The following is a 24,705-nucleotide window of genomic DNA, read 5'->3' as shown; positions in this document are numbered from 1 at the left end:
CGCGAGCGGCCAGGGGCTCAGTCCTTTTCCAGCGGCGAAAACAGCAACCGGCCCAGACCGCGCCAGGTTTTCTTGTTCCAGGCCTTGAACGGAATCTGTGCCAGCAGCTCCCGCGCCAGTTTGCGATCGCGGTTGGCGGTTTTCAGGAACATCGAATTGAGTGACTTGTAGCGCACCTCGTCGTACAGCGGATGATCGCTGAACAACGCATAGGTGCGCAGGATGTTTTCGATCATGAAGCGGTGGTTCTTGTACGAGTTCGTGGCGTGTTTGCGATAGCGCGCCATCACTACGTTCAGGCCGTCGATGAAGTACCCGGCGCGGGTGACTTTCAGCTCGATGTACAGATCCTCAAGACGAATCGTCGGATCGAACCCACCGACCTTGTCCAGTGCTTCACGGCGAATCATAAGCGTCGGTGCCGGCGGATACGGCTTGCGCTCCAGGAACATGTCATCGAAATCCAGACGACGGAATGGCACGTCCCGGCGCTGACGCTTTTCCGGGTAGAGGTTGCCGTCGGCGTCCATCAACTCGATGTTGCCGGCACAAATGCCGACTTCCGGTTTGCCGTCCATGTACGCGACCTGGGTGGCGATACGGTCCGGGTACATGATGTCGTCGGAGCCGAACGGTACGATCAGGCTGCCTTTGGCCCGCGCAATCGCGCCGTTGAGCGTGTTGGTCAGGCCCTGGTTCTGCTGCACCCGGAAATCGAAACCGTGCTGTTCCTGCAAGGCCTTGATGCGCTCGACGCTGTCGTCCTTCGAGCCGTCGTCGACCACCAGCAGCTCAATGTTCTTGTAGCTCTGGTTGATAACGCTGAGGATGCTTTCCTCGATGTACGGTCCGTGGTTGTAGGACGCGATGATGACGGTGACGATGGGTTGCGCATCGCTCAGGGCGGCGACCTCACTCATGGCTGTTCCTTGCGGGCCTGCGCCAGGCCGGAGTCAATCAGGTTCAGGTATTCCTGGCGGAAGACCTCGATGTCGTGTTGTTCCTGCAAATAGCGGTAAGCCTGCTCACCCTTGGCCTTGAGCTCGTCATCCGACAGCCCGAGGTAGGTGTCCAGCGCCGCGACCAGGCTCGTCACGTCCTTGGGAGTAATCGACAGGCCACCGGCACCTTCGATCAGCGGCAACATGGCCGGCACGTTCGAAGCGATCACCGGCAAGTGTCCGCTCATGCCTTCCAGCAGGGCCAGGCCCAGGCCTTCGGCCAGCGACGGCATGGTCCAGATATCGAACGCACGCACGTACTGCAGGGCGTTTTCCTTGAAGCCCAGTAGGTGGGCACGACCGCTCAGGCCCAATTGCTCGATCTCGGCGGCCAGCGGCGCCTGCAGGCGTCCGGCACCGATGATTGCCAGTTGGGTGTTCGGGTATTTGTCTTTCAGTTGGGCGAAAGCCTGCAACAGATAAGTGTGGCCCTTGACCGACACCAGCCGCCCCAGCGCACCGATCAGGCGCACATTCGGGTCGATGCCCAGCAGCTCGCGGGCACGCTCGCGGCTGTGCTGCAAGCCTTCGGCCTGTTCGATGTCGATGGCGTTGGTGATCGCGTACGTATTCTGGTCGGTAAAACCGCAATCGCAGTCCAGCAGGTACTGTTTGACCGCCGGCGACACGCCGACGAAACGCCAGTGCCGGTCGATCAGGCGTTGAGTCTGACGACGACGGTAGAAGCGGTCGTACTCGCCGAAACCGTGGGAAATGCCGATGCACAACGGCACTTTCAACCAGCGGTTGAGGGTCAGCATCATGTTCACCGGTTTGAAGCGGTTGCAGATCACCACGTCGAACTTTTCCCGGCGGCAGAACTTGTACAGCTGCCACATCGCCCGCAGGCGCATGCCTTTGAGGGACTTGTCGGAGAACTCGAAATACACCGAACGGTCGGCCCGGCTGACGGCTTCACCCGGCCCGGGCTTGCCGCGCAGGAATGCCGCCGTCACCTCATAACGATCCGTCGGCAGGGCCTTGACGATCTGTTCGGCGAGGTCGGCGAAATCATGGGATTTGACGTTGTAGTCGGGTTGCAGCTGCAGAACCTTTGCGCGTTGACTCATGACTCTCCCCGTTGCGAACCCGTCGCGCCTGTTTCGCTTTGCTTCAGCACCCAGAACAACTCCTGGCGCCTGACCGCTTTGCGGAAAAATTCGTTCTCGCCGTAGACCGACGGCGCCCGACCGGCCAGCAGTCGCTGAAACAGTCGGCGCAGGCGCCGCTTGAACGGCGCCGGTGGCTGCAGGTCATGCATCATGCCCAGCGCCATGGCCTTGTCCCGTTGCAGTTCGATCGGCAGCGGCAGGCACAGCGGCTGCATCGCCACGTTTGCATCGAAAGTCGGCGGCAAGGCGATGCCCTGCCCGCTGTCGCCCATCGGCCAGCGATCGTTGTCGTGCAAGTGGTTGGCGTAACCGAGCAGGGTCGGTTGGTAATCGAGACCGCGCAAGGCTTCCAGCACCGCCTCTTGGGCGCAGATATGGTCGGGATGCGGATCCAGCGTCGGATGCGGCAACACGATCACATCCGGGCGCGCACGGGACAGCACGTCACGCAGGTCGGCCAGCAGATTGTTCCAGGTCGGCGCGCCGTCGGCATCGCCAGGCAGGGCAAACGGATTCAGCTGACGAAAAATTCGCGTGTCGTTCAAATCGGCTTCCCGCGAGCCCACCGGTTGATTCGGCGTCGCTTTCATCGCAGACAATTGCAGGCAAAAATACCCGAGCTGCACGCAATGTTCCTGCGGCACACCGGCCCAGCGCGGCACGGCGAGGCTGTCCCAGGCACGCAAGCGCCCCTTGAGTCGCGATGCCTCGACCTTGTTCAGGCCCATCTGTTGATAGTGTTCGGCTTCGATCTCGCCAGCGGTCAGGGTGACGATCCAGGCCTCATCGGCCTGACTGTACAAACCGTAAGCGGCCAGTTCGGCATCATCGGCGTGCGGCGCGATCACCATCACCCGCTGACGGCGGTAGTCCGGCTGTTCCATGGCCCATAGCACCGGCTCGCCGGTCACCCGGCAGAAACGTCCGCGCAGACGCAACAGACCTTGAGACAAGGTCTGCGCCTGACCGCTGAGGTTCAGATAACGCAGGCCGTTGACGCCGCGTTCGAAGGTCTGTGCATCCGGATTCGCACTGCCCGCAAGCTCCACGCGTGGATCGAAGAAACGTCCCAGCCAGGTGCTTTTGACCCTCACGGCGAGGATCAGCGTGGCGTCGTCCACCAGCATCACACCCTCGTCGAGGCGCAATTGCTCACCGCTCAAATGCGTTTTCGGCTGCGGTGTGAACGGCGGAAAGCTGTATTGGTAATCGTCTTTCGGCGAATAGAACAAGTGGTCGGCAAACCACGCTTCGTGAGCGATCCAGCCAATCACCGCCAGCACCAGCGGCAGCCACCAGGCCACCAGCACGCCGAGGGCGATCAACACGATCAGGGCGATCAACAGGCTGACACGTTTATTGCGCCGGTGACGCTTGAGCAGTTGCTGTTTGCGGCTCATGGGCTGACTCATACGGTGAAGACCGGCACAGGATTGCACCAGCGATCCTTGTATTCACGGTCGGCACGACCGAAGGAAAAGCGCAGTGGCTTGTCGAGTGCCCGAGCGTGCTCCCAGGCACTTTGCGTATTGAGAAAACTCAGAACGCTGCCGGGGCTGAATTCACGGGTTTCGGGGTCGACACCGCCGTTGATGTACTCGACGCTGATCCACTCCGGCGCTTCGACGCGATACACCAGTTGAATGGCGATCGGCGCATCGTTGAGGAAAATTACCGAGCCGATCAACAGCTCACGCAACAACTCGATGACTTCGGCCATGCGTGCCGCGCCAGTGGCCGGGAAACCCCAGCGACGCTGGAACAGATCGCAATAAATCGCCGCCAGTTCGGCGCTCGAGAAGTCGCTGACAGGCCGCACCACCCCGCCCGCCTCTTCCAGCAGGCGCAGTTCGCGGCGCTGGTTGTAGCGAAACTTCTTCGACAGTTCTTCCGGGGTACGGGCCATGGCCAGTTGTTCGGTCTGCAACTTGAGGCCGCTGAAGCGGTTCTCGTTGAGCGCCGACAGGTAGCGCCCGCGATGACGCAGCGGGGCCTGGGCATCGGCGGCGGCCGGCAGGATCAGTTCGGCGTTGCCGAGATCGAACAAGCCTTTCTTGCCATTTCGCTTGAGCACGTCCTTGGACAAGGCCAGGTCCCGGCCCCAGGTCGGGATCGCCGCTTTGACTTCGCCCTGCTGCTCCCAGGCCAGATAACGCACCGGAATGCCCGCCAGATTCGCCAGACGTTCGACAACGATTGGATGAGTCGCGACGCTGCCGCCAAAACGCTGCCAGGCCTGTGCATAAGTTGAGGCGTCAACGGGCGACCAGCCACGTTCGCGCCAGCCTTGAAATCGGTTGAGCATCAGCCCCTCGGTGCCAGATCGGTAACTTGCGGCAAATGCCAGAAGGTGTCGCGTACGGCGCGGTCGGAGAAGCGCTCGCGCAGGCGATCGAACATCATCTCGGCGCATTGACGGCGTTGCTGCTCGTCCATGCCGGCCAGATGCTTCAGGCCCTGGGCCAGATGCTCGGCGTCACCCAGCGGGAACAGAATGCCCACGCCTTCGACCACTTCCTTCGCCCCGCCGCACGCCGTGGCCAGCAACGGCACACCAGCGGCCATGGCCTCCAGCAGCACCATGCCGAACGGTTCGTGGTCGGAACTCAGGGCAAACACATCGAATGCACGGAAATAATTGCGCGCGTCCGGCACCTGACCGAGAAACAGCACGCGATCACCGACACCCAGTTCGCGGGCCAGCGCCTTCAGATCATCCTCAAGTCGACCCTTGCCGAGAATCACCAGCTGGCTGTTGGCCGGCAGACCGGGCAGCGCCGCGGCAAAACCGTGCAGCAGCGTGGCCTGATCCTTGTCCGGGTGCAGGCGACCGACGTTGCCGACGATGAATGCATCCGCTGCGAGACCAAGGGTCTCACGGGCTTCACGAGCGGACACCTGGCTCATCTGCAACGCCGAAACATCGATGCGGTTGTAGAGGGTCTGGATACGCGTCGCCGGCCATTTCGGCAGGCAGCGGCGCATGTCGTCGCGCACCGCGTCAGACACACCGAGCAGGCTCAGGCGTTTACGGAAAATATGCGCAAACAGTTTACGCGAGCCGCGTTTGTAATCGCCAAACGCGTGGTGCACGCCAATCACCGGCAGCGAAGTGCCGAGCAAGGCGATGTAGATCGGCTTGAAGCGATGGGCGATGCAGAAACTGAAATTGCGTGAAGCGGCGATCTTGCGCAGATCGCCGATGGCGCCCAGCTTCAGGCCACGAATGGCCTTGGAGCTGTATTCCATGAACAACACTTCGTCGGAGGCGCAGGCCGCGGCCACCTCGCTATCGGCCGCCCCGGTCAGAAAGACCGTGGTGACCCGATAACCGGTGCCCGCAAACAGGCTGGCGTACTGCCGCGCGCAGTCGAGGAACGGCCCGTCATAGCCGTGACAGAACTGCAGCACATGGCGTTCAGCCGAGCGTGTCATAAGCGTTTGCGCCTTCTTTGACCACCAGGATGTCTTCCATGATCAGGTACTGCAGATCGGAGCCGAAGAACATGTTCAGGGCGTCGGTCGGCGAGCAGATCATCGGTTCACCACGGCGGTTGAGCGAGGTGTTCAGGGACACGCCGTTGCCGGTCAGTACTTCCAGCGCCTTCATCATGTCGTAGTAGCGCGGATTGTATTCGCGCTTGAGCACCTGGGCCCGGGACGTGCCGTCTTCGTGGACGACTTCCGGCACGCGGGTCTTCCACTCTTCCGCCACTTCGAAGGTGAAGGTCATGAACGGCGCCGGGTGATCGATCTTGATCATCTGTGGCGCAACGGTGTCGAGCATCGACGGGCAGAAAGGCCTCCAGCGCTCGCGGAACTTGATCTGGTGGTTGATGCGGTCAGCCACGCCAGCCACGCTCGGGCAGCCGATGATCGAACGACCACCCAGTGCACGCGGACCGAACTCCATGCGGCCCTGGAACCAGGCCACCGGGTTGCCATCGACCATGATTTTGGCGATCTGCTCCGGCATGTTGTCGAGCTTGCGCCAGGTCGGCTTGTTCTCGTGACGGGCGCACGCAGCGATCACGTCTTCGTTGCTGTACGACGGGCCGAGGTAGACGTGTTCCATCTTCTCGACCGGCACGCCACGGGCGTTGGACACATAGGCCGCTGCACCGACTGCGGTACCGGCATCGCCGGATGCAGGCTGCACGAACAGCTCTTTGACGTCGTCGCGGGCGATGATTTTCTGGTTGAGCTTGACGTTCAACGCACAGCCACCGGCGTAGGCCAGTTTGCCGGTTTCCTTGAGCACGTCGCCCAGGTAGTAGTCGATCATCTGCAGCGCAATTTTTTCAAACAGCGCTTGAATGCTGGCCGCGTAGTGGATGTACGGCTCGTCGGCGATATCGCCTTCGCGCTTAGGACCCAGCCACTCGATCAGCTTCGGCGAGAAGTAGTAACCCTTGCCCTTCTCTTTATAACGACGCAGGCCGATCACGTTGGCGTAGTCGGTGTTGATCACCAGTTCGCCGTTTTCGAAGGAAGCCAGGCGCGAGAAATCGTATTTGCTGGCGTCGCCGTACGGCGCCATGCCCATGACCTTGAACTCGCCGTCCAGCATGTCGAAACCGAGGAACTCGGTGATCGCGCCGTACAGGCCGCCGAGGGAGTCCGGATCGAAGAACTCCTTGATCTTGTGGATCTTGCCGTTTTCGCCGTAGCCGAAGAAGGTCGTGGCGTACTCACCCTTGCCGTCGATGCCGAGGATCGCGGTTTTCTCTTTGAAACCCGAGCAGTGGTAAGCACTGGAAGCGTGGGCCAGGTGGTGCTCGACCGGCTCGATCTTGATTTTCTTCGGATCGAAGCCCAGTTGCTCCAGGCACCAGACGATCTTGTTGCGATAGCGCTTGTAGCGACGGTTGCCCATCAGGATCGCGTCGAGTGCGCGGTCCGGGGCGTACCAGTAGCGCTTGGCGTACTGCCAGCGGGCCTTGCCGAAAATGCTGATCGGGGCGAACGGAATCGCCACCACGTCAACGTCGGACGGCTTGATGCCAGCCTGCTCCAGGCAGAACTTCGCCGATTCGTAGGGCATGCGGTTCTTTGCATGTTTATCGCGTACGAAGCGCTCTTCCTCAGCCGCCGCGACCAGCTTGCCGTCGATGTACAAGGCTGCTGAAGGATCATGGCTAAGGGCGCCGGACAGGCCAAGAATCGTCAATGCCACAGGGGTCTAGCCTCTTTAGTCTGCATTCAGGCGCGATGCGCCTTGAAAAATGATGTGCCCTCGCACCGGGCGAGAGACAGCTAAAGGGCGGGATTATAGCTTAAAAGCGCCGACAAACCTCTAGCGGAACTGGCCGGCCAACGCGTTGACGCATCAGAAGCTTCAACTTAGACTCCCCTGCAAATGGACTGGGAGATCCCGGTCGGCGTTGATGCCTCGGTGAGATCACCGGGGCTTTTCGCTTTCTGGAAGCCGCAAAAGTTTTAAAAGCCTCACCCACGGCCTGGCCGCCAATAAACACTGATATTCCCGTCCACCGCCTGACGATAGATCGTATAAGGCAGGCAAGCCGTGTCGAATACTCCGGAAAGAGTCATGTCGAGCAGGACGACTGGCACCAGAATGCCGGTGGGGTCGGGCGGCGCGTGCAGCAGGCAGAAGTCGTGGGCCAGGCCACTGTAGATACGCGGAATGGATTGGCAGTAGGTCTTCTGTTTGCGCAAGCCGCGCGTGGCGTCTTCGTCGTCCTGCAACACCGTGACCGCAGTGCCGCAGCCAGATAGAGCCAGTGAAAATGCGCCGATGGTAATAGCCGTTTTGATGTTCATGGTTTGCCCTCCGGGAACGTCGGGGCAAACTAGCATCGGGGCTTTATGCGGGGCAGTTCACGGGTTCCGGGAAAGCCGTAGGACAAATCACAAGGATTTGTCGCCACCTGCCTTACCCGAATTTTATTGCGGAAACTTCTTACCGACTTGCGAAAGAAATCACGCAGCGCCCAATGCATCCTTCGGCAAACGCTGATCAATCACCCGATACAACGCACTGTTCTCAGGCCAGTTGCGCATGAACCGCGCGCGATCCCGAGCATAGGCCGGAGCAAAGCTGCCCGCCGAGCCGTGCTGGCACATCGAATCCAGATCGATCAGCGCCCAGCGATCCTCATGCCAGAACAGGTTGTGGCCCTTGAAGTCGCCATGACTGATGCGTTCGGCAATCAACCGCGCAAACAACTGATCCAGCGCCTGCAACTCGGCTTCCGGCGCCTCGCCGCTTTCAACATACGGCGAAAAACGCTCGATGATGTCCGGCCCGGCCAGATACTCGGTGATCAGGTACGCTTTGCTGCGCAGCCAGAAAAACCGCGTTTCCAGCACCGCCAGCGGTTTGGGCGTGGCGATACCAAGGAATGCCAGACGATTGCCTTCACGCCACGAATGCCAGGCACGGCTCGGGCGCCAGAAGCGCTTGAGCCAATGGGCAAAATTCTTGATGTTGTAACGTTTGATCACCAGCGGACGCCCAGCGACTTCGACCTTGCCGACGCTGGCCGCGCCGCCGGTCTTGTACAGGTGGCCCTGATCAAGCAAAGCATCGGCCTGCTCCAGCACCGGCAGCATCGCGGGCTCTTCTTCGCGACGGATCGACCGCAGACCGAAAGCCCCACGCCGCACGCTGAACAACGTGCATTCACGACCGACCTTGATCAGGAAGTCCTTCAAGCGCCAGGCGCGCACCTTGTCGATCTGCTTCTGCAATGCCTCCAGCGGCAGCGCATGCTCGCTGTTGCTCAGCAGGTAATACACCAGCAACTCTTCGGTGAAGGGCTCGAGCGACTTGGGCAACTGGGCGAAAAACACCCCGAGGTTTTCCAGCACTTTCTGCCGGGACAATGGCTGACCGACGTTTTCCGCGCAGATGCCGGCGCCATCGATCAGATACAACTGACCGCCGTGACGCAGCAGGTTGTCCAGGTGCAGGTCTTCCTGCCACAGGCCTTTGCCGTGCAATTGGCCAATGGCGCCGAGGGCCTCGGCCAGTACCGACGATTGCTCGTCGGCCAACACCGGCAAGGACTCGACCTTGCTCCAGGCATCGCCCAGGCTTTCAGCGCCTTCAAGGAACTCGAACAACAACCAGCCGCCCTCGCCGTCCTTCAGGCCATCGGCCAGCAGTAACGGAGTGGTCATGCCCTGGGCGGCGAGCAGTTTCACGCCTTCCAGTTCACGCTGAAAATGCCGTGCAGCCTTGCTGCCGACCAGCAACTTGGCCAGCACCGGGCGACCGCGCCACACACCGGCACCGACGTAGCGCTGCCCTGGCAACACCCGCAACAGGCTGAGCAATTGCAGATCGGCCGGCCCCGCCGCATCGGCCAGCGAAACCGTCAGCGGCAGATTCGGCGTACGTCCGGCGTTTTTCAGGTCGGACAGTTGCATCAGCGCGTCTCCTTGCGACTGCGCCGCGCGGTCAGCCGGGTGACCCAGCTGTCGACCAGCGAACTGTCGACCGACTGATCGAGATACGCCGCCAGCAACTCGCGCAACTGGGCATCAGTCCACTCCGGCGCCCGGCGCAGCAACGGCTCCAGGTCCTTGACCCGATCCCGCTGACCGAACAGCAGAGGGCGAGTCTTTTCCAGATCGATCAGTTGCGCCTGATAACCGGCGCCTTCGGCCCGCAGGAAAATATGCTTCGGATAAAAGCAGCCGTGCACCTGACGCACACCGTGCAGAAGCCGCGCCAGTTGACCGCAGGCCTTGAGAATCGCCGATTGCTGCGTAACTTCGAGGCTCGACCAGCGCTGCAGCAGCGAATCCAGATCATCCCAACCATCGAGGGCGCGGGTCAGCAGGATCGCGCGCACTTCGCCGTTGACCTTGCGCTGACCGAAAAACGCCGCCTGCAATGCCGGAATACCGAGCTGGTTGTAACGGCTGATATTGCGAAATTCCCGGGCAAACGTCGGCTCGCCGAACGGCGCATGCAAGGTACGGGTCAGGTAATTGCTCTGGCGCTTGAGGTAATAGCCGTGGCCTTCGAGTTCGAGGCGGAACACACTGCTCCAGCCGCCACCGTCGGTGTTCGGCTCATCCACCGCTTCGAGCTGCTTGGCCCACAGCGCGTCGAACGTGCCGAGACCGTGGCGCTCCAGCAGCGCACGGTCTTCAGCGGCGAGAAAATCAGTCATTCGCGTCCCTCGAAAAATCTCACCACGTGACGAATCCGTTTCTTGTCGGCGGCATTGAGCCGGTCACGCTGGCGGTATTGCAGGTAGAAGCGCAATCGCTGGGTGTTCGACAGGTGATATTTGGCAACCTTGTCAAGACAGGCCAGATCCTTGGTAATCCGGTACTTGAGCCAGAAACCGCGCCAGAAATCGCCGTTCGGGCAGTCGATGAGAAACAGCTGCGCCTGATCGTCGATCAGCAGGTTGCGCCATTTCAGATCGTTATGGGTAAAGCGATGATCGTGCATCGTCCGGGTATAGACGGCCAGTTGCCGGCTGATGCCGTCGACCCAGCTGTGATTGCGCAGCTTGGGATCGTTGCGTTCGGCCAGTGCCGAGAGGTCCTCGGTACGCGGCAGCTCGCGGGTAATCATCGCCCCGCGATCGTAGGCCATGCCGTTGCGCTCCAGGCCCCAGGCCACCACTTCGGCGGTCGGGATGCCCCACTTGGCGAAACGCTTGAGGTTCTGCCACTCCATCTTCACCCGCGGCTTGCCGATGTAGCGGCGCAAGCCCTTGCCGGCGCCGGAGTAGCGTTTGACGTAATAGTTGACACCGTTGCGCTGCACACGGATGACTTCGGACAGCGGATCGCGGGTCAGGCGCTCGCCTTCCAGCGCGAATACCGCCTCAAGACTGCCAAAATCCGCTGCGAGGTCGCTGTAGCCGGGTTCAAGATTCCAACCCGCCATCAGAGCGCATCCCCGTATCGCTGCTTGCGCTCATAAAGCTTGTTGGCCTTGCCTTCGAGCCAGCTCAGCAACGACGCCTCCTCAGCCAGGATCTGGCGCAGCGGTTGCTGGAAGTAACCTTTGAGAAAGCGCAGTTTGTCGCGACGGGTCAGGCCGATGTCCAGCGCGGAAAAATACAGCGCCGCCAGATCCTTGTTGCGCCAGCGCTGAGAAATCGTCGGGCGGGTCTGGGCACGGTGCAGGTCGATCACCGAGAGTTTGAAATCTTCCGGGGTCACCGGTTTGTCGGTGTGCAGCAGGAAGTGGCAGATGTAGCAGTCGCGGTGGTTGACCCCCGCGCGGTGCATCATGCCCGTCATACGTGCGACCTCGGCGATCAGCGCGCGTTTGAGTTTCGGCTGCGGCGGTTGCTTGACCCAGTCGATGCTGAAGTCTTCGAGACTGATGGTCGGTGCCAGCTCTTCGGTGACGATGAACGAATGCTGATCCGCCGGGTTGCTGCCCTTCTCGCCGTACGCGACGGCGGTCATGGTCGGCACACCGACTTCCTGCAAGCGCTGGATAGCCTTCCATTCCTGACCCGCACCGAGCACCGGAAGCTTGGCGGTCAGCAGGTTCTTGAAAATCTCACCCCAGCCGATGCCACGGTGGATCTTGACGAAAAATCCGTTGCCGTCGACTTCCGTGCGCAAAGTCCTGCGGGCTTCCAGCTCGCGGTACACCTCGCCCTGCAAGCCCTCGACCTCCGCGAACGCATCGCGCCCAGCCCAGAGGCTCTTGAACGGTTCAGCCAGCATCAACTTCATTTAAGCGTGCTCCGCCAGAATCACATCGGCCGCGTGCTGCGGCATGCTGTAGAGGTCGGCCGTCTCGGCGAAAGCCAGACCGTTGCGGCTCCAGGCCGCCCGTGCAGCGTCGTCGTTCAACATGTCGGTCAGGTACTGCGTCAATTGCGCCTGATCGAACGGTTCGTCCAGCACGCGCCCGGCATCGGCCTCGGCAATGTAATGGGCGTAGCCGCAGACCGCGCTGACCAGCACCGGCAATCCTGCGACCAGTGCTTCAAGCAGCACCGTACCGGTGTTTTCGTTGTACGCCGGGTGGATCAACAGATCGGCGCCGAGCAGGAAGCGCGGGATATCGCTGCGCCCCTTGAGGAACGACACGTTGTCGCCCAAACCCAAAGTTGCACTCTGCATCTGGAACAATTTGGGGTCGTCCTGGCCAATTACAAACAGCCGGGTGCGTTTCTTCAGCTCGGCGGGCAATGCGGCCAGGGCTTTCAGGCTGCGATCGACACCCTTGGTCTTGAACCCGGAACCGATCTGCACCAGCAACAGTTCGTCGTCCTTCAGATTGAATTCGGCGCGGAATCCGGCGCGAATCTCGTCAGCATCCGCCGGACGCCGACGATCCTGGGCGATGCCCGGCGGCAACAAGTGGAAGCGCTCCAGCGGCGTATCGTAATGCTTGATGAACAGCGGCTGCTGCACTTCGGAAATCATCAACACTTCGGTTTTTGCGTCTTTGGCGAACACTGCGCGCTCGTACTCGGCGAAGTGGCGATAGCGACCCCAGCGACGGTACAGCGAATGGCGCAGGTTCTGCGCCTTGTCTTCGAAGCAGCCGTCGGCGGCGTAGTAGACGTCCAGCCCCGGCATCTTGTTGAAGCCGATCAGACGATCCACCGGGCGCTTGGCCAGGTCCGCTTCCATCCACGCACTGAGTTTTTCGTTGCGCCGATGATTGAAGAACGCCTTGACCGGCGCCACCAGCACTTCGAAACCGGGCGGCACGTCGCCTTCCCAGATCAGGGTGTAGACGCGGATCTGATGGCCACGCTTCTGACATTCGAGGGCGATGCGCATGAAATCGCGCTGCAAACCACCGAACGGGAAATACTTGTAAAGGACAAATGCCAATTGCATCAACGCAGCTCCTCAGCCATCAACAACGTGCTCAGTCGGCTGGCGACACGCTCGGGATTCAGACGCGTGAAGCACAAAGGCCACTCGCGTTTCAGGTCAAACTGACGGGCATCCTGCGCGGTCGGTTGATACGTACATTTCTTTTGCAGGCACGGTGCGCACGGGAAATCGCTGCCGAGGTGAATCTGCAGTTTGCCGTAGGCGCCGGTCAGGCCCGGATTGGTCGGACCGAACAGCGAAATTGTGGGCACATCCAGTGCCGCAGCGAGATGGCCGAGACCGGTGTCCACCGCAACGCACGCCTGGGCGCCGGCCAGCACCTTACCGACTCCGGCCAGGTTCAGTTTCGGCAGCACTTCGGCATGCTTGAAGCCGGCAGCGATGCGCTCGGCCCGGGCCTTCTCCAGCGGGTTGCCCCACGGCAGCCTGATCCCGACACCGAGGTAGCCGACCCGCTCGGTCAGCTCACGCCAATAGCTTTCCGGCCAGTGCTTGGTGTCCCAAGTGGTGCCGTGGAGGAACACTACGTAAGCATTCTTGCGCGGCAGTTCGACCAGACGCTCGACGTTGAGGCCGTAATCACCGAGGCCTTTGGGCAAGTCGTAACCCAAGGCGATAGCGAACAATTGGCGTACGCGCTCAACGGCGTGCTGACCACGGGCCACCGCCAGTTTGCGATCATAAAAACGCGCGGCGATCGGCTCACGGGCCGAGCCCTTGTCGAGACCGGCCACCGGGGCTTTGACGTAACGAGTCAGCCAGGCGCTTTTCAGCAGGCCTTGCGCGTCGATTACCAGGTCATACTTGTTCGCCCGAACGGATTGTTTGAAGCGTTTCCACTCGCCGCTGGTGATGGTTTTCCAGAGACTCTTGCGCCAGCGACGGATCGCCACCGGAATCACCTTGCCCACGGCCGGGTGCCAGGTCGGGATTTCGGCAAAGCCTTCTTCCACCACCCAGTCGAATTTGATCCCGGGAATCGCCCGGGCCGCGTCGGTCAGCGCCGGCAACGCATGAATCACGTCGCCCAGCGATGAGGTCTTGATCAGCAATACCCGCAAGTTAATGAACCTCGACCACGGAGCCCTGCAAACGCTGCAAGGCATCGTTGACCGCGTCCGGCATCAGCTGGCGCAGGCAGTTGTAATGGCCGAAACGGCAGGTGCGGTCGAAGCACGGGCTGCAATCGAGGCCCAGACGGACGATTTCCACATGTTCGGCCAACGGCGGGGTGAAACCCGGCGAAGTCGAACCGTAGACCGCCACCAACGGACGGTTCAGCGCCGCCGCGACGTGCATCAGACCGGAATCGTTGGAGACTACAGAATCTGCGCAGGACATCAGGTCGATGGCTTCGGCCAGCGAAGTACCGCCACTGAGGTTCACGGACTCTTCGCGCAGGCCCGGTATCAACCGCGCACGGATATCTTCGCCGACCGCGTGATCGTTCTTCGAGCCGAACAGCCAGACCTGCCAGCCTTCGCGAATCCGCGCTTCGGCGACCTTGGCGTAATGCTCGGACGGCCAGCGTTTGGCTTCACCGAACTCGGCACCGGGGCACAACACCAGTACCGGGCGATCGAGGGTCAGGCCGAACTTGGCCAATGCGGCCTCGCGGGTGACCGGGTCGATCTGCAGGCTCGGGCGCGGATAGGGTTTCGGCAGCTCGGCGTTCGGCTCATAGGCCAAAGCCATGAAGCGCTCGATCATCAGCGGATAACGCTCTTTGTCCAGCGTGCGCACGTCATTGAGCAGGCCATAACGGAATTCGCCACGCCAGCCGGTGCGTTTCGGGATGCCGGCGAAGAACGGCACCAGCGCCGACTTCAGCGAGTTCGGCAGCAGGATCGCCTGGTCATACTGGCCGGCCAGGGATTTGCCGATCCGCCGGCGGGTCGCCAGCTCCAGCGCGCCGTGGCCGAGCGGGAAGCTCAAAGCCTTGCGCACTTCGGGCATGCGCTCAAGGATCGGCCGGCTCCACTCGGGGGCCAGCACGTCGATTTCGCACTGCGGGTGGCGTTGCTTGAGACACTGAAAGAGTGTCTGCGCCATCACCATGTCACCGACCCAACTGGGCCCAACGATCAGAATATTCATGTGGTTTCCATAAACGAACCGGGGAGGCCTTACGCCTCCCCGTCTCGAGAATCAGCTTAGCCCCAGCTCTCGCCAGATCCGCATCACCTGCCGCCGTTCGTCCGCGAACTGGTCGCCCGGTATCACTCCGGCGTCCTTCTGCAAGGCCTGCCGGTGGGCGGCGGAACGATAGGCCTTGTAGGCCTCGCGCAACAGGCTGGCGTCTTCAACGGGCATCAGCCCTTCGTGTTCCAGCTCTTCCAGAATGCGGATATTGTCCGTCCAGCGCAGCAGCGGCGGGTGGCTTTGCGACCACGCCAGGGCCGCGTATTGCACCATAAATTCAATATCGACGATACCTCCGGCGTCCTGCTTGAGGTCGAACGGCGCCGTGGCGTCGAAGGCATTCGCCCCGGTACCGGCAGCGGTGCTCTTGCTGCCGAGGTTATCGCGCATCTTGGCGCGCATCTCGCTCACTTCCTGTTGCAGCTTCGCCAAATCCCGCGCCTTGCCCAGCACCTGAGCCCGTACTTTCTCGAACGCCTGGCCGACATCCTGACTGCCCACCAGCACACGCGCCCGCACCAGAGCCTGATGCTCCCACGTCCAGGCTTCATTTTCTTGATAGCGGGCAAATGCCCCCAACGAACTGACCAACAGCCCCGACGCACCGGACGGTCGCAGGCGCATGTCCACTTCGTACAACTGACCGGAGTTGGTCTGCGCCGTCAGCAAGTGGATGATCCGCTGGCCGAGTCGGGTGAAGAACTGTGTGCCATCGATGGGCTTCGGCCCATCGGTTTCGGCCTGCTGGTCGCCATCGTGGATGAACACCAGATCCAGATCCGAACCATGCCCCAACTCGATCCCGCCGACTTTCCCATAACCGACAATGATGAAGCCGGGATCGCACAGCGTGCCATCGGTACGCAGCGGCGTGCCGTACTTGGCCACGGTCTGGCGCCAGGCCAGGGCCAGCACTTGCTCCAGAATCGCCTCGGCCAGCCAGGTCAGGTAATCGCTGACTTTCATCAACGGCAGACTGCCGGCGATTTCCGAGGCGGCGACGCGCAAGCGGTGCGCCAGTTTGAAATGACGCAGGGCTTCCATCTGTTGCTCGAGGTCGTCTTCCGGAATCCGGGTCAGGCGCTCGCGCAATTCGGCGGCCAACTCCGGCGCCAGCGGCGGCTTGAACAGGCGACCTTCGTTGAGCAATTCATCAAGCAGCAATGGGAAACGGGTGATCTGCTCGGCGACCCATGGGCTGGCGGCGCACAGGGTCAGCAAGCGACGCAGCGCGCCGGGGTTTTCCGTCAGCAACACTAAATAAGCCGAACGCCGGGCCACCGCCTCGACCAGTGGCAGGACCCGCTCAAGCACCAGATCCGGGTTGTCATGCTCCACCGCCTGGGCGAGCAGGCGCGGAATAAAGGCGTCGAGGCGTTCGCGCCCCAGACGCTGCATCGCCCGCAGCTGCGGACTGCTGCGCAGACCGGCCAGCGCCTTCAAGGCTTTGGCGGCATCGGCGAAACCGCCCTCTTCCAACTGACGGCAAGCAGCTTCTTCGTCCTGCGCCTCTTCCCACAGTGGCAGCCATTCGCCGCCGACCACCACTTCGCAATCGGCGCCCTCTTCTTCATCAGGGTCAGCGATCACTTGCGCAAAGTGCCAGGCCACCCGGCCACGCCAGAACATCAGTTTTTCATGGAAGGCATCCCAGTCGGCGAAACCGAGCATGAAGGCGATGCGCGCCTGATCCTGTGCAGTGTCCGGCAGCATCTGGGTCTGGCGGTCAGCAATCGCCTGGATCGCGTGTTCGGTGTAGCGCAGGAATTCGTAACCTTCACGCAACTCGCTGATCACTGCCGGCGGCAGGTAACCCTGCCCTTCCAGCGTGCCCAGCACCTTTAATAGAGGGCGCTGTTGCAGGCTCAGATCGCGACCGCCGTGGATCAGCTGAAAGGCCTGGGCGATGAACTCGACTTCACGAATGCCACCGGAGCCCAGCTTGATGTTGTCGGCCATGCCTTTGCGCCGGACTTCCTGCTGGATCAGCTGTTTCATGGTGCGCAGCGCTTCAATCGCCGAGAAGTCCAGATAGCGCCGGTAAACGAACGGCCGCAGCATGTCGAGCAACTGCGCGCCCGCCACCTGATCACCGGCGACGACCCGCGCCTTGATCATCGCGTAGCGTTCCCAGTCGCGGCCCTGATCCTGGTAATACTGCTCCAGCGCATTGAAGCTCAGCACCAGCGCGCCGGACGATCCGTACGGGCGCAGGCGCATGTCGACGCGGAACACGAAGCCGTCGACGGTCATCGGGTCGAGAGCCTTGATCAGGCGCTGACCGAGGCGGATGAAGAATTCCTGGTTATCCAGCCCGCGTTTCACGCCGACGGTTTCGCCACCCTCGGGGTAGGCGAAGATCAGGTCGATGTCCGAAGACAGGTTCAGCTCGACCGCGCCGAGCTTGCCCATGCCGAGGATGACCATTTGCTGCGGTTCGCCGCTGCGCCGGCCGGTGGGCGTGCCGAATTGCTGGCAATGGCGGCTGTACAGCCATTGATAGGCCTGGTCGATGCTGGCGTCGGCCATATCGGAAAGGTCGCGGCAGGTCTGCACCAGATCGGCCTGGCGGGTCAGGTCGCGCCAGATGATCCGCACCTGATGCCGGGCGCGTTGACGACGCAGGACACGGCCCAGCTCGTCTTCTGTTTGTGCAACGCTCACCGCAGCGGCGATCTGCCCGCACAATTCGCCGGGGGCAAACGGCCGGTCGAGTTCGCCGGACTGCACCAGCGACAGCAACATCAAAGGGTCACGAACACTCTGTTCAATCACAAAATCGCTGGCGCCAGTGACGCGGGCGAACTGCGCCCAGCGCTCCGGGGTCCAGGTGGAGAAGCCGTGATCGTCTTCAAGCTGAGCGACGGCCGTACGGAACGACTGCTCTGATCGGCTGACCAACGGCAGGAGAACGGCGGGCAGTTCGGCAAGCGCGGGCAGGGTCATGGTCTATCCTTGATCGGCGTGTAAATGGCCGCATGTAGTGATGATTGAAAAACCGCTACGCGAAGGACTGTCGAACAAAAGTGAGAAATAGCTGAAATTTCTTTTTCTTTGGCAGCCGGCATCAAACTTTCACCTTTTTTGGATGGCTAAAGACCAACCTTAACGATTATTCTCACAACGCAGTCGGAGGCCACAAGCCTTTCATCTGTAGTTTTACTACTCGTCTATACATTCGAAAGGCTGAAATGCCGGATGATTTGTAGTAAAACTACACGCCGCCGGAACAACCTGTCGGCAATCCAAGAATTTTAAATCGTCTGCCCACAAGGCCAGTCGCAAACTCAGGCAACCGATTCTGGAAGCCTTTCCGCCCTGGAGCAAGCCATGCAAGACCTCGATCCCGTCGAAACCCAGGAATGGCTGGACGCCCTGGAATCGGTTCTCGACAAAGAAGGCGAAGACCGTGCTCACTATCTGATGACCCGTATGGGCGAACTCGCGACCCGCAGCGGCTCGCAACTGCCTTACGCCATCACCACGCCTTACCGCAACACCATCCCAGTTACCCACGAAGCACGCATGCCTGGCGACCTGTTCATGGAACGCCGCATTCGCTCGTTGGTACGCTGGAACGCGATGGCCATGGTAATGCGTACGAACCTGAAAGATTCTGACCTGGGCGGTCACATCTCCAGCTTCGCCTCCAGCGCGACCCTGTACGACATCGGTTTCAACTACTTCTTCCAGGCCCCGACCGACGAACACGGCGGCGACCTGATCTACTTCCAGGGTCACACCTCGCCAGGCGTCTACGCCCGTGCGTTCATGGAAGGCCGCATTTCCGAAGACCAGATGAACAACTTCCGCCAGGAAGTCGACGGTCAGGGCCTGTCGTCCTATCCGCACCCTTGGCTGATGCCTGACTTCTGGCAGTTCCCGACCGTTTCGATGGGTCTGGGCCCGATCCAGGCGATCTACCAGGCACGCTTCATGAAGTACCTGGAACACCGCGGTTTCATCCAGCCGGGCAAACAGAAAGTCTGGTGCTTCCTGGGCGACGGCGAGTGCGACGAGCCGGAATCCCTGGGCGCAATCTCCCTGGCCGGCCGCGAGAAGCTGGACAACCTGATCTTCGTCATCAACTGCAACCTGCAGCGCCTCGACGGCCCGGTTCGCGGCAACGGCAAGATCATCCAGGAACTCGAAGGCGTGTTCCGCGGTGCTCAGTGGAACGTGACCAAAGTCATCTGGGGCCGTTTCTGGGACCCACTGCTGGCCAAGGACGTCGACGGCATCCTGCAACGTCGCATGGACGAAGTCATCGACGGCGAGTACCAGAACTACAAAGCCAAAGACGGCGCGTTCGTGCGTGAACACTTCTTCAACACGCCTGAACTCAAGGCGATGGTTGCCGACCTGTCCGACGACGAGATCTGGAAACTCAACCGTGGCGGCCACGACCCGTACAAGGTCTACGCGGCGTACCACGAAGCGGTCAACCACAAAGAACAACCGACCGTCATCCTGGCCAAGACCATCAAGGGTTACGGTACCGGTGCGGGCGAAGCGAAGAACACCGCGCACAACACCAAGAAAGTCGACGTCGACAGCCTGAAGCTGTTCCGCGACCGCTTCGACATCCCGGTGAAAGACGAAGAGCTGGAAAACCTGCCGTTCTTCAAGCCGGAGCCAAACAGCGCCGAAGCCCGTTACCTGGCCGAGCGCCGCGCCGCACTGGGCGGTTTCGTGCCTCAGCGTCGTGCACAGAGCTTCAGCGTACCGACTCCGGATCTGGATACCCTCAAGGCAATCCTCGACGGTTCGGGCGACCGTGAAATTTCCACCACCATGGCGTTCGTGCGGATCCTCGCGCAACTGGTCAAGGACAAGGAAATCGGCCCGCGCATCGTTCCGATCATCCCGGACGAAGCCCGTACCTTCGGTATGGAAGGCATGTTCCGTCAGCTGGGCATCTACTCGTCCGTCGGCCAGCTCTACGAGCCAGTCGATAAAGACCAGGTGATGTTCTACAAGGAAGACCAGAAAGGTCAGATCCTTGAAGAAGGCATCAACGAAGCAGGCGCCATGAGCTCCTTCATCGCGGCCGGTACTTCGTACTCCAGCCACAACCAGCCAATGCTGCCGTTCTACATCTTCTACTCGATGTTCGGCTTCCAGCGTATCGGCGACCTGGCCTGGGCTGCCGGCGACAGCCGTACCCGTGGCTTCCTGATCGGCGGCACCGCCGGCCGTACCACCCTGAACGGTGAAGGCCTGCAGCACGAAGACGGTCACAGCCACCTGCTGGCTGCCACCATCCCGAACTGCCGCACCTACGATCCGACCTACGGCTACGAGCTGGCGGTGATCATTCAGGACGGCATGAAGAAGATGACCGAAGAGCAACAGGACATCTTCTATTACATCACCGTGATGAACGAGTCCTACCAGCAGCCAGCCATGCCGGCCGGTGCCGAAGAAGGCATCAAGAAAGGCATGTACCTGCTGGAAGAAGACACCCGCGAAGCGGCGCACCACGTACAGCTGATGGGCTCCGGCACCATCCTGCGTGAAGTCCGTGAAGCGGCGAAGATCCTGCGTGAAGAGTTCAACATCGGCGCCGATGTGTGGAGCGTCACCAGCTTCAACGAACTGCGTCGCGACGGCCTGGCCGTAGAGCGCAGCAACCGTCTGAAACCAGGCCAGAAGCCTAAGCGCAGCTACGTCGAAGAGTGCCTGAGCGGCCGTAAGGGTCCGGTCATCGCCTCCACCGACTACATGAAACTGTTCGCCGAGCAGATCCGTCAGTGGGTACCGTCCAAGGAATTCAAAGTCCTGGGCACCGACGGTTTCGGCCGCAGCGACAGCCGCAAGAAACTGCGTCATTTCTTCGAAGTCGACCGTCATTTCGTGGTGTTGGCAGCCCTGGAAGCACTGGCTGACCGTGGCGATATCGAACCTAAAGTCGTGGCCGAGGCCATCACCAAGTTCGGCATCGACCCGGAAAAACGCAACCCACTGGACTGCTGAGGAGAAACTCTGTGAGCGAACTCATTCGCGTACCTGACATCGGCAGCGGTGAAGGTGAAGTAATCGAACTGTTTGTGAAGGTCGGCGACCGTATCGAAGCCGACCAAAGCATCCTGACCCTGGAATCGGACAAGGCCAGCATGGAAGTGCCGGCCCCGAAAGCCGGCGTCATCAAGAGCCTGAAAGTGAAGCTGGGCGATCGCCTGAAAGAAGGCGACGAACTGCTGGAGCTGGAAGTCGAGGGCGCCGCGCAAGCGGCCCCAGCGCCTGCCGCTGCGCCGGCTGCAAAAGCTGAAGCCAAACCGGCTGCCGCTCCTGCTGCTGCCGCGCCAGTCGCTGCCCCAGCTGCCGCTTCGGTTCAGCAAGTGCACGTGCCGGACATCGGTTCGTCGGGCAAGGCCCAGATCATCGAGATTCAGGTCAAGGTTGGCGACACCGTCGAGGCTGATCAGTCGCTGATCACTCTGGAATCCGACAAGGCGAGCATGGAAATCCCGTCGCCTGCCGCTGGCGTGGTCAAGGCCATCAGCGTCAAGTTGAACGACGAAGTCGGCACTGGTGACCTGATCCTGGATCTGGAAGTGGCGGGTGCTGCTGCCCCTGCTGCTGCCGCTCCGGCCCAGGCGTCTCCAGCCGCTGCCGCTGCGCCGGCTCCGGCCGCTGCACCTGCCGCACCGGTTGCCGACAGCGTTCAGGACATCCACGTGCCGGACATCGGCTCGGCCGGCAAGGCCAAGATCATCGAGGTGCTGGTCAAGGCTGGCGACAGCGTTGAAGCCGACCAGTCGCTGATCACCCTGGAATCCGACAAGGCGAGCATGGAAATCCCATCGCCTGCCGCTGGCGTGGTGGAAAGCATTTCCATCAAGCTGGATGACGAAGTCGGCACCGGCGACCTGATCCTCAAGCTGAAAGTCAAAGGCGCCGCTCCGGCTGCTGCCCCAGCTCCAGCTGCCGCTGCCGCTGCTGCTCCTAGCGCTCCGGCGCCAGCTGCTGCTCCGGCTGCCGCTGCACCTGCTGCCGCCCCGGTTGCTGCTCCAGCCAAGCCTGGTGCGAAAGTTCACGCCGGCCCTGCCGTGCGTCAACTGGCTCGCGAGTTCGGCGTCGAGCTGAGCGCTGTCGGTGCCAGCGGTCCGCACGGTCGCATCCTGAAAGAAGACGTGCAGACTTACGTCAAAGCCATGATGCAAAAGGCCAAGGAAGCGCCGGCCGCTGCTGCTGGTGCAACCGGTGGCGCGGGCATCCCGCCGATTCCGGTCGTCGACTTCAGCCGCTTCGGCGAAATCGAAGAAGTGCCGATGACCCGCCTGATGCAGGTCGGCGCCGCCAACCTGCACCGCAGCTGGCTGAACGTGCCGCACGTGACGCAATTCGACTCGGCGGATATCACCGAGCTGGAAGCGTTCCGCAACGCACAAAAAGCTGTCGCAGAGAAGGCCGGCGTCAAGCTGACCATTCTGCCGCTGCTGCTCAAGTCCTGCGCACACCTGCTCAAGGAACTGCCGGACTTCAACAGCTCGCTGGCTCCAAGCGGCAAGGCGATCATCCGCAAGAAATACGTGAACATCGGCTTCGCCGTCGACACCCCGGATGGCCTGCTGGTACCGGTCATCAAGAACGTCGACCAGAAGAGCCTGCTGCAACTGGCCGCCGAGGCCGCTTCCCTGGCTGAAAAAGCCCGGACCAAGAAGCTCTCGTCGGACGAGATGCAAGGCGCCTGCTTCACCATTTCCAGCCTCGGCCACATTGGCGGCACCGGCTTCACGCCGATCGTCAACGCGCCGGAAGTGGCGATCCTCGGTGTTTCCAAGGCAACCATCCAGCCAGTCTGGGACGGCAAAGCCTTCCAGCCGAAACTGATGCTGCCGCTGTCGCTGTCCTACGATCATCGTGTGATCAACGGCGCCGCTGCTGCACGCTTCACCAAGCGTCTGAGCGATCTGCTGGCGGACATCCGCACCATCCTGCTGTAAAGCGCTCGGCCCTCCGGCAACGGAGGGCCGACTGCGTTCCACGTTTTCGAGCGCCACACGCTCGTACCTCAACCCCGTCAGTTTGGCGGGGCTTTTTTTTGCCTGAAATAGCACAGGCCTGCACTTTTCCCACAACTTGCGCTGATATAAGCCACGACTTAAGTCCACTTCCTGTCGACATTTTTTAGCAGCAGACAACTAATCTTGGCGCACCAAAGTCAACCAATCCAAGTTGGAAACTTTATTCCTGATTAACTTTTATTCGAATGGATTCGAACATGCTTAAGCCTACTGTCGGCCCGATTATTGGTCACACTACAACTAGTCAGGCAAGAATCTTTGTGCGCGGCGACTTTCAAAGTAACGCTGCGGCATTTACCGGCATTCGTTACCGGACAACCAATTCAAAAAAATGGTCAAAAGGACTATTTATCAAACTTGATGCCAGTCGTGACCAGTCCGGCGTTCTCATGCTCGACAACTTGAGCGCCGACACCGACTACGAATACCAGACCGGCTGGTTCAGTCCCATGAGCCCGACTCATACGATTGAAAGCGTGGCGGAACTGCCATTGCAATGGCCACGGGAAACCTATCGCTTTCGCACCCGTAGCAGCCAGCCTCTGCAACCGCGGGCCTACATCCTCGGCTCCTGCCGTTACTTGCGACTGACCGCCGGTATCCCCGTGCTGCCACAACTGGGTGACCGGATCTTCGCCTCGATCAGCCAACTGATCGAGGGGACACAACCACCAGTCAGTGCAATCATGATGAGCGGTGACCAGATCTACGCCGATGATTTGAACCTGATTGCACCGGACCGCGAATATAACGAGATCATTGCAAAGTATCGCGCAGCCTTTTCCCAACCCCATATCCAACGACTGATGTCAGGCACTTCTACCTACATGATTCTCGACGACCATGAAATAGAAGATAACTGGCCGGTGAATGCCGACACATCCGGCGAAGTACTGTTTAGCAATGCAATGGCGGCTTACGAAATCTATCAGGCCAGTCACAGCCCGGCCTGCTCGCTCACAACTAACGATCAAGCAGATCATTCTTCGTTGAAGCATTACTGGTATCAATTCAGCGATGGCGATATCGAATGGTTTGTGACCGATAGCCGAACCCGTCGCAACTTATCCAGCGAAAACCGCTGCATCCTGGATGAAGAACAGGAACAGGCCTTGTGCAAGTGGCTGATCGAAAGCCTTGCGCGGGTCAAGTTCGTGGTCACCAGCGTCATGTTTTACCCGGATCGCAGAATGAACGGCGTGGATGCCTGGATGGGCTTCCCGGAACAGCGATTGCGCCTGCTGGAAACCATCCGCCTGCATCGGATCAGGAACGTCGTATTCATCTCCGGGGACGTGCATGGCTCGCTGACATCCCGCCTGACCCAGAGCGACGATCCTGACTTCGAAGTGAACACCATCGTGTCCTCGCCTTTGAGCAACAGCAAACTGTTGCCCTATGCCACGGCATCGATGTTCATTCTCGATCAGCCGCTGGCACGCACAGACACGGGAGAATATCGGCATACGTTGACCAGCCAGGTCGTCAGTCAGGACAATTTTGCCCACATGGTGGTCGAGGCCGAACACATCCGGGTCAACTACCACGACCGGGATGGCAAACACTTGCAATCAATCGACATTCCACTGCGCTGAATGGAAAAATGCCGCCGCT

The 24,705-nt window shown here is 60.8% G+C and carries 18 protein-coding genes; 3 read left to right on the top strand and 15 right to left on the bottom strand.

Annotation, left to right across the window (positions count from 1 at the left end; all coding sequences use genetic code 11):
* Positions 1 to 17: 17 nt before the first annotated feature.
* The 15 genes from NH234_RS03310 to glnE all read right to left on the bottom strand — a co-directional run bounded on the left by NH234_RS03310 (position 18) and on the right by glnE (position 18,007).
* Positions 18 to 902, bottom strand: a complete 885-nt coding sequence (locus tag NH234_RS03310) for a glycosyltransferase (protein ID WP_367257118.1) — start codon at positions 900 to 902, stop codon at positions 18 to 20.
* A 14-nt stretch (positions 903 to 916) separates the two neighbouring features.
* Positions 917 to 2,071 carry a glycosyltransferase family 4 protein gene (locus tag NH234_RS03305; protein WP_367255624.1) on the bottom strand — a complete coding sequence of 385 codons (1,155 nt, stop codon included), beginning with the start codon at positions 2,069 to 2,071 and terminating at the stop codon, positions 917 to 919.
* Positions 2,068 to 3,513, bottom strand: coding sequence for a PIG-L deacetylase family protein (locus NH234_RS03300; protein ID WP_085732792.1), 1,446 nt, complete (start codon positions 3,511 to 3,513; stop codon positions 2,068 to 2,070). Before NH234_RS03300 ends, NH234_RS03305 begins: the two co-directional genes overlap by 4 nt.
* A gap of 8 nt (positions 3,514 to 3,521) precedes the next feature.
* The gene (locus NH234_RS03295; RefSeq protein ID WP_085732626.1) at positions 3,522 to 4,418 is read right to left on the bottom strand and encodes an antimicrobial resistance protein Mig-14; all 897 of its coding nucleotides are present in this window, start codon (positions 4,416 to 4,418) and stop codon (positions 3,522 to 3,524) included.
* Positions 4,418 to 5,548, bottom strand: coding sequence for a glycosyltransferase (locus tag NH234_RS03290; protein WP_367255623.1), 1,131 nt, complete (start codon positions 5,546 to 5,548; stop codon positions 4,418 to 4,420). Before NH234_RS03290 ends, NH234_RS03295 begins: the two co-directional genes overlap by 1 nt.
* A complete protein-coding gene (locus NH234_RS03285) occupies positions 5,532 to 7,289 on the bottom strand; it encodes a carbamoyltransferase (RefSeq protein ID WP_007952261.1) in 1,758 nt (585 codons plus the stop codon). The genes NH234_RS03290 and NH234_RS03285 overlap by 17 nt, the downstream gene beginning before the upstream one ends.
* 272 nt (positions 7,290 to 7,561) lie before the next feature.
* Positions 7,562 to 7,897 carry a YceK/YidQ family lipoprotein gene (locus tag NH234_RS03280; protein ID WP_367255622.1) on the bottom strand — a complete coding sequence of 112 codons (336 nt, stop codon included), beginning with the start codon at positions 7,895 to 7,897 and terminating at the stop codon, positions 7,562 to 7,564.
* 159 nt (positions 7,898 to 8,056) lie between these two features.
* Positions 8,057 to 9,508: a lipopolysaccharide kinase InaA family protein gene (locus NH234_RS03275; protein ID WP_085732623.1), complete on the bottom strand. Its 1,452-nt coding sequence runs from the start codon at positions 9,506 to 9,508 to the stop codon at positions 8,057 to 8,059.
* Positions 9,508 to 10,260 (bottom strand): lipopolysaccharide kinase InaA family protein, encoded by a 753-nt coding sequence (locus NH234_RS03270; protein WP_367255621.1) that lies wholly within the window; start codon positions 10,258 to 10,260, stop codon positions 9,508 to 9,510. Before NH234_RS03270 ends, NH234_RS03275 begins: the two co-directional genes overlap by 1 nt.
* Positions 10,257 to 10,991 carry a lipopolysaccharide kinase InaA family protein gene (locus NH234_RS03265; RefSeq protein WP_085732621.1) on the bottom strand — a complete coding sequence of 245 codons (735 nt, stop codon included), beginning with the start codon at positions 10,989 to 10,991 and terminating at the stop codon, positions 10,257 to 10,259. The genes NH234_RS03270 and NH234_RS03265 overlap by 4 nt, the downstream gene beginning before the upstream one ends.
* Positions 10,991 to 11,797: a lipopolysaccharide core heptose(I) kinase RfaP gene (rfaP, locus tag NH234_RS03260; RefSeq protein ID WP_367255620.1), complete on the bottom strand. Its 807-nt coding sequence runs from the start codon at positions 11,795 to 11,797 to the stop codon at positions 10,991 to 10,993. The genes NH234_RS03265 and rfaP overlap by 1 nt, the downstream gene beginning before the upstream one ends.
* Positions 11,798 to 12,919, bottom strand: coding sequence for a glycosyltransferase family 4 protein (locus NH234_RS03255; RefSeq protein ID WP_367255619.1), 1,122 nt, complete (start codon positions 12,917 to 12,919; stop codon positions 11,798 to 11,800).
* On the bottom strand, positions 12,919 to 13,980 hold the full coding sequence (gene waaC, locus NH234_RS03250) for a lipopolysaccharide heptosyltransferase I (protein ID WP_367255618.1): 1,062 nt from the start codon (positions 13,978 to 13,980) through the stop codon (positions 12,919 to 12,921). The genes NH234_RS03255 and waaC overlap by 1 nt, the downstream gene beginning before the upstream one ends.
* A 1-nt stretch (position 13,981) precedes the next feature.
* A complete protein-coding gene (gene waaF, locus NH234_RS03245; protein WP_039766536.1) occupies positions 13,982 to 15,016 on the bottom strand; it encodes a lipopolysaccharide heptosyltransferase II in 1,035 nt (344 codons plus the stop codon).
* Positions 15,017 to 15,067: 51 nt separating this feature from the next.
* Positions 15,068 to 18,007: a bifunctional [glutamate--ammonia ligase]-adenylyl-L-tyrosine phosphorylase/[glutamate--ammonia-ligase] adenylyltransferase gene (gene glnE, locus NH234_RS03240; RefSeq protein WP_367255617.1), complete on the bottom strand. Its 2,940-nt coding sequence runs from the start codon at positions 18,005 to 18,007 to the stop codon at positions 15,068 to 15,070.
* Positions 18,008 to 18,391: 384 nt separating this feature from the next.
* Between glnE and aceE the strand changes: the two genes are divergently transcribed.
* The 3 genes from aceE (at position 18,392) to NH234_RS03225 (ending at position 24,686) form a co-directional block, all read left to right on the top strand.
* The gene (gene aceE / locus NH234_RS03235; RefSeq protein WP_085732617.1) at positions 18,392 to 21,037 is read left to right on the top strand and encodes a pyruvate dehydrogenase (acetyl-transferring), homodimeric type; all 2,646 of its coding nucleotides are present in this window, start codon (positions 18,392 to 18,394) and stop codon (positions 21,035 to 21,037) included.
* An 11-nt stretch (positions 21,038 to 21,048) separates the two neighbouring features.
* The gene (gene aceF / locus NH234_RS03230) at positions 21,049 to 23,010 is read left to right on the top strand and encodes a dihydrolipoyllysine-residue acetyltransferase (RefSeq protein ID WP_367255616.1); all 1,962 of its coding nucleotides are present in this window, start codon (positions 21,049 to 21,051) and stop codon (positions 23,008 to 23,010) included.
* A 278-nt stretch (positions 23,011 to 23,288) separates the two neighbouring features.
* Positions 23,289 to 24,686, top strand: a complete 1,398-nt coding sequence (locus NH234_RS03225; protein WP_367257116.1) for an alkaline phosphatase D family protein — start codon at positions 23,289 to 23,291, stop codon at positions 24,684 to 24,686.
* The last annotated feature ends 19 nt before the right edge of the window (positions 24,687 to 24,705 follow it).

The organism is Pseudomonas sp. stari2 (assembly GCF_040760005.1).
Classification (GTDB): Bacteria; Pseudomonadota; Gammaproteobacteria; order Pseudomonadales; family Pseudomonadaceae; genus Aquipseudomonas.
Note: the sequence above shows the minus strand (reverse complement) of the source record. Positions and strands in the feature narration are given on the sequence as shown.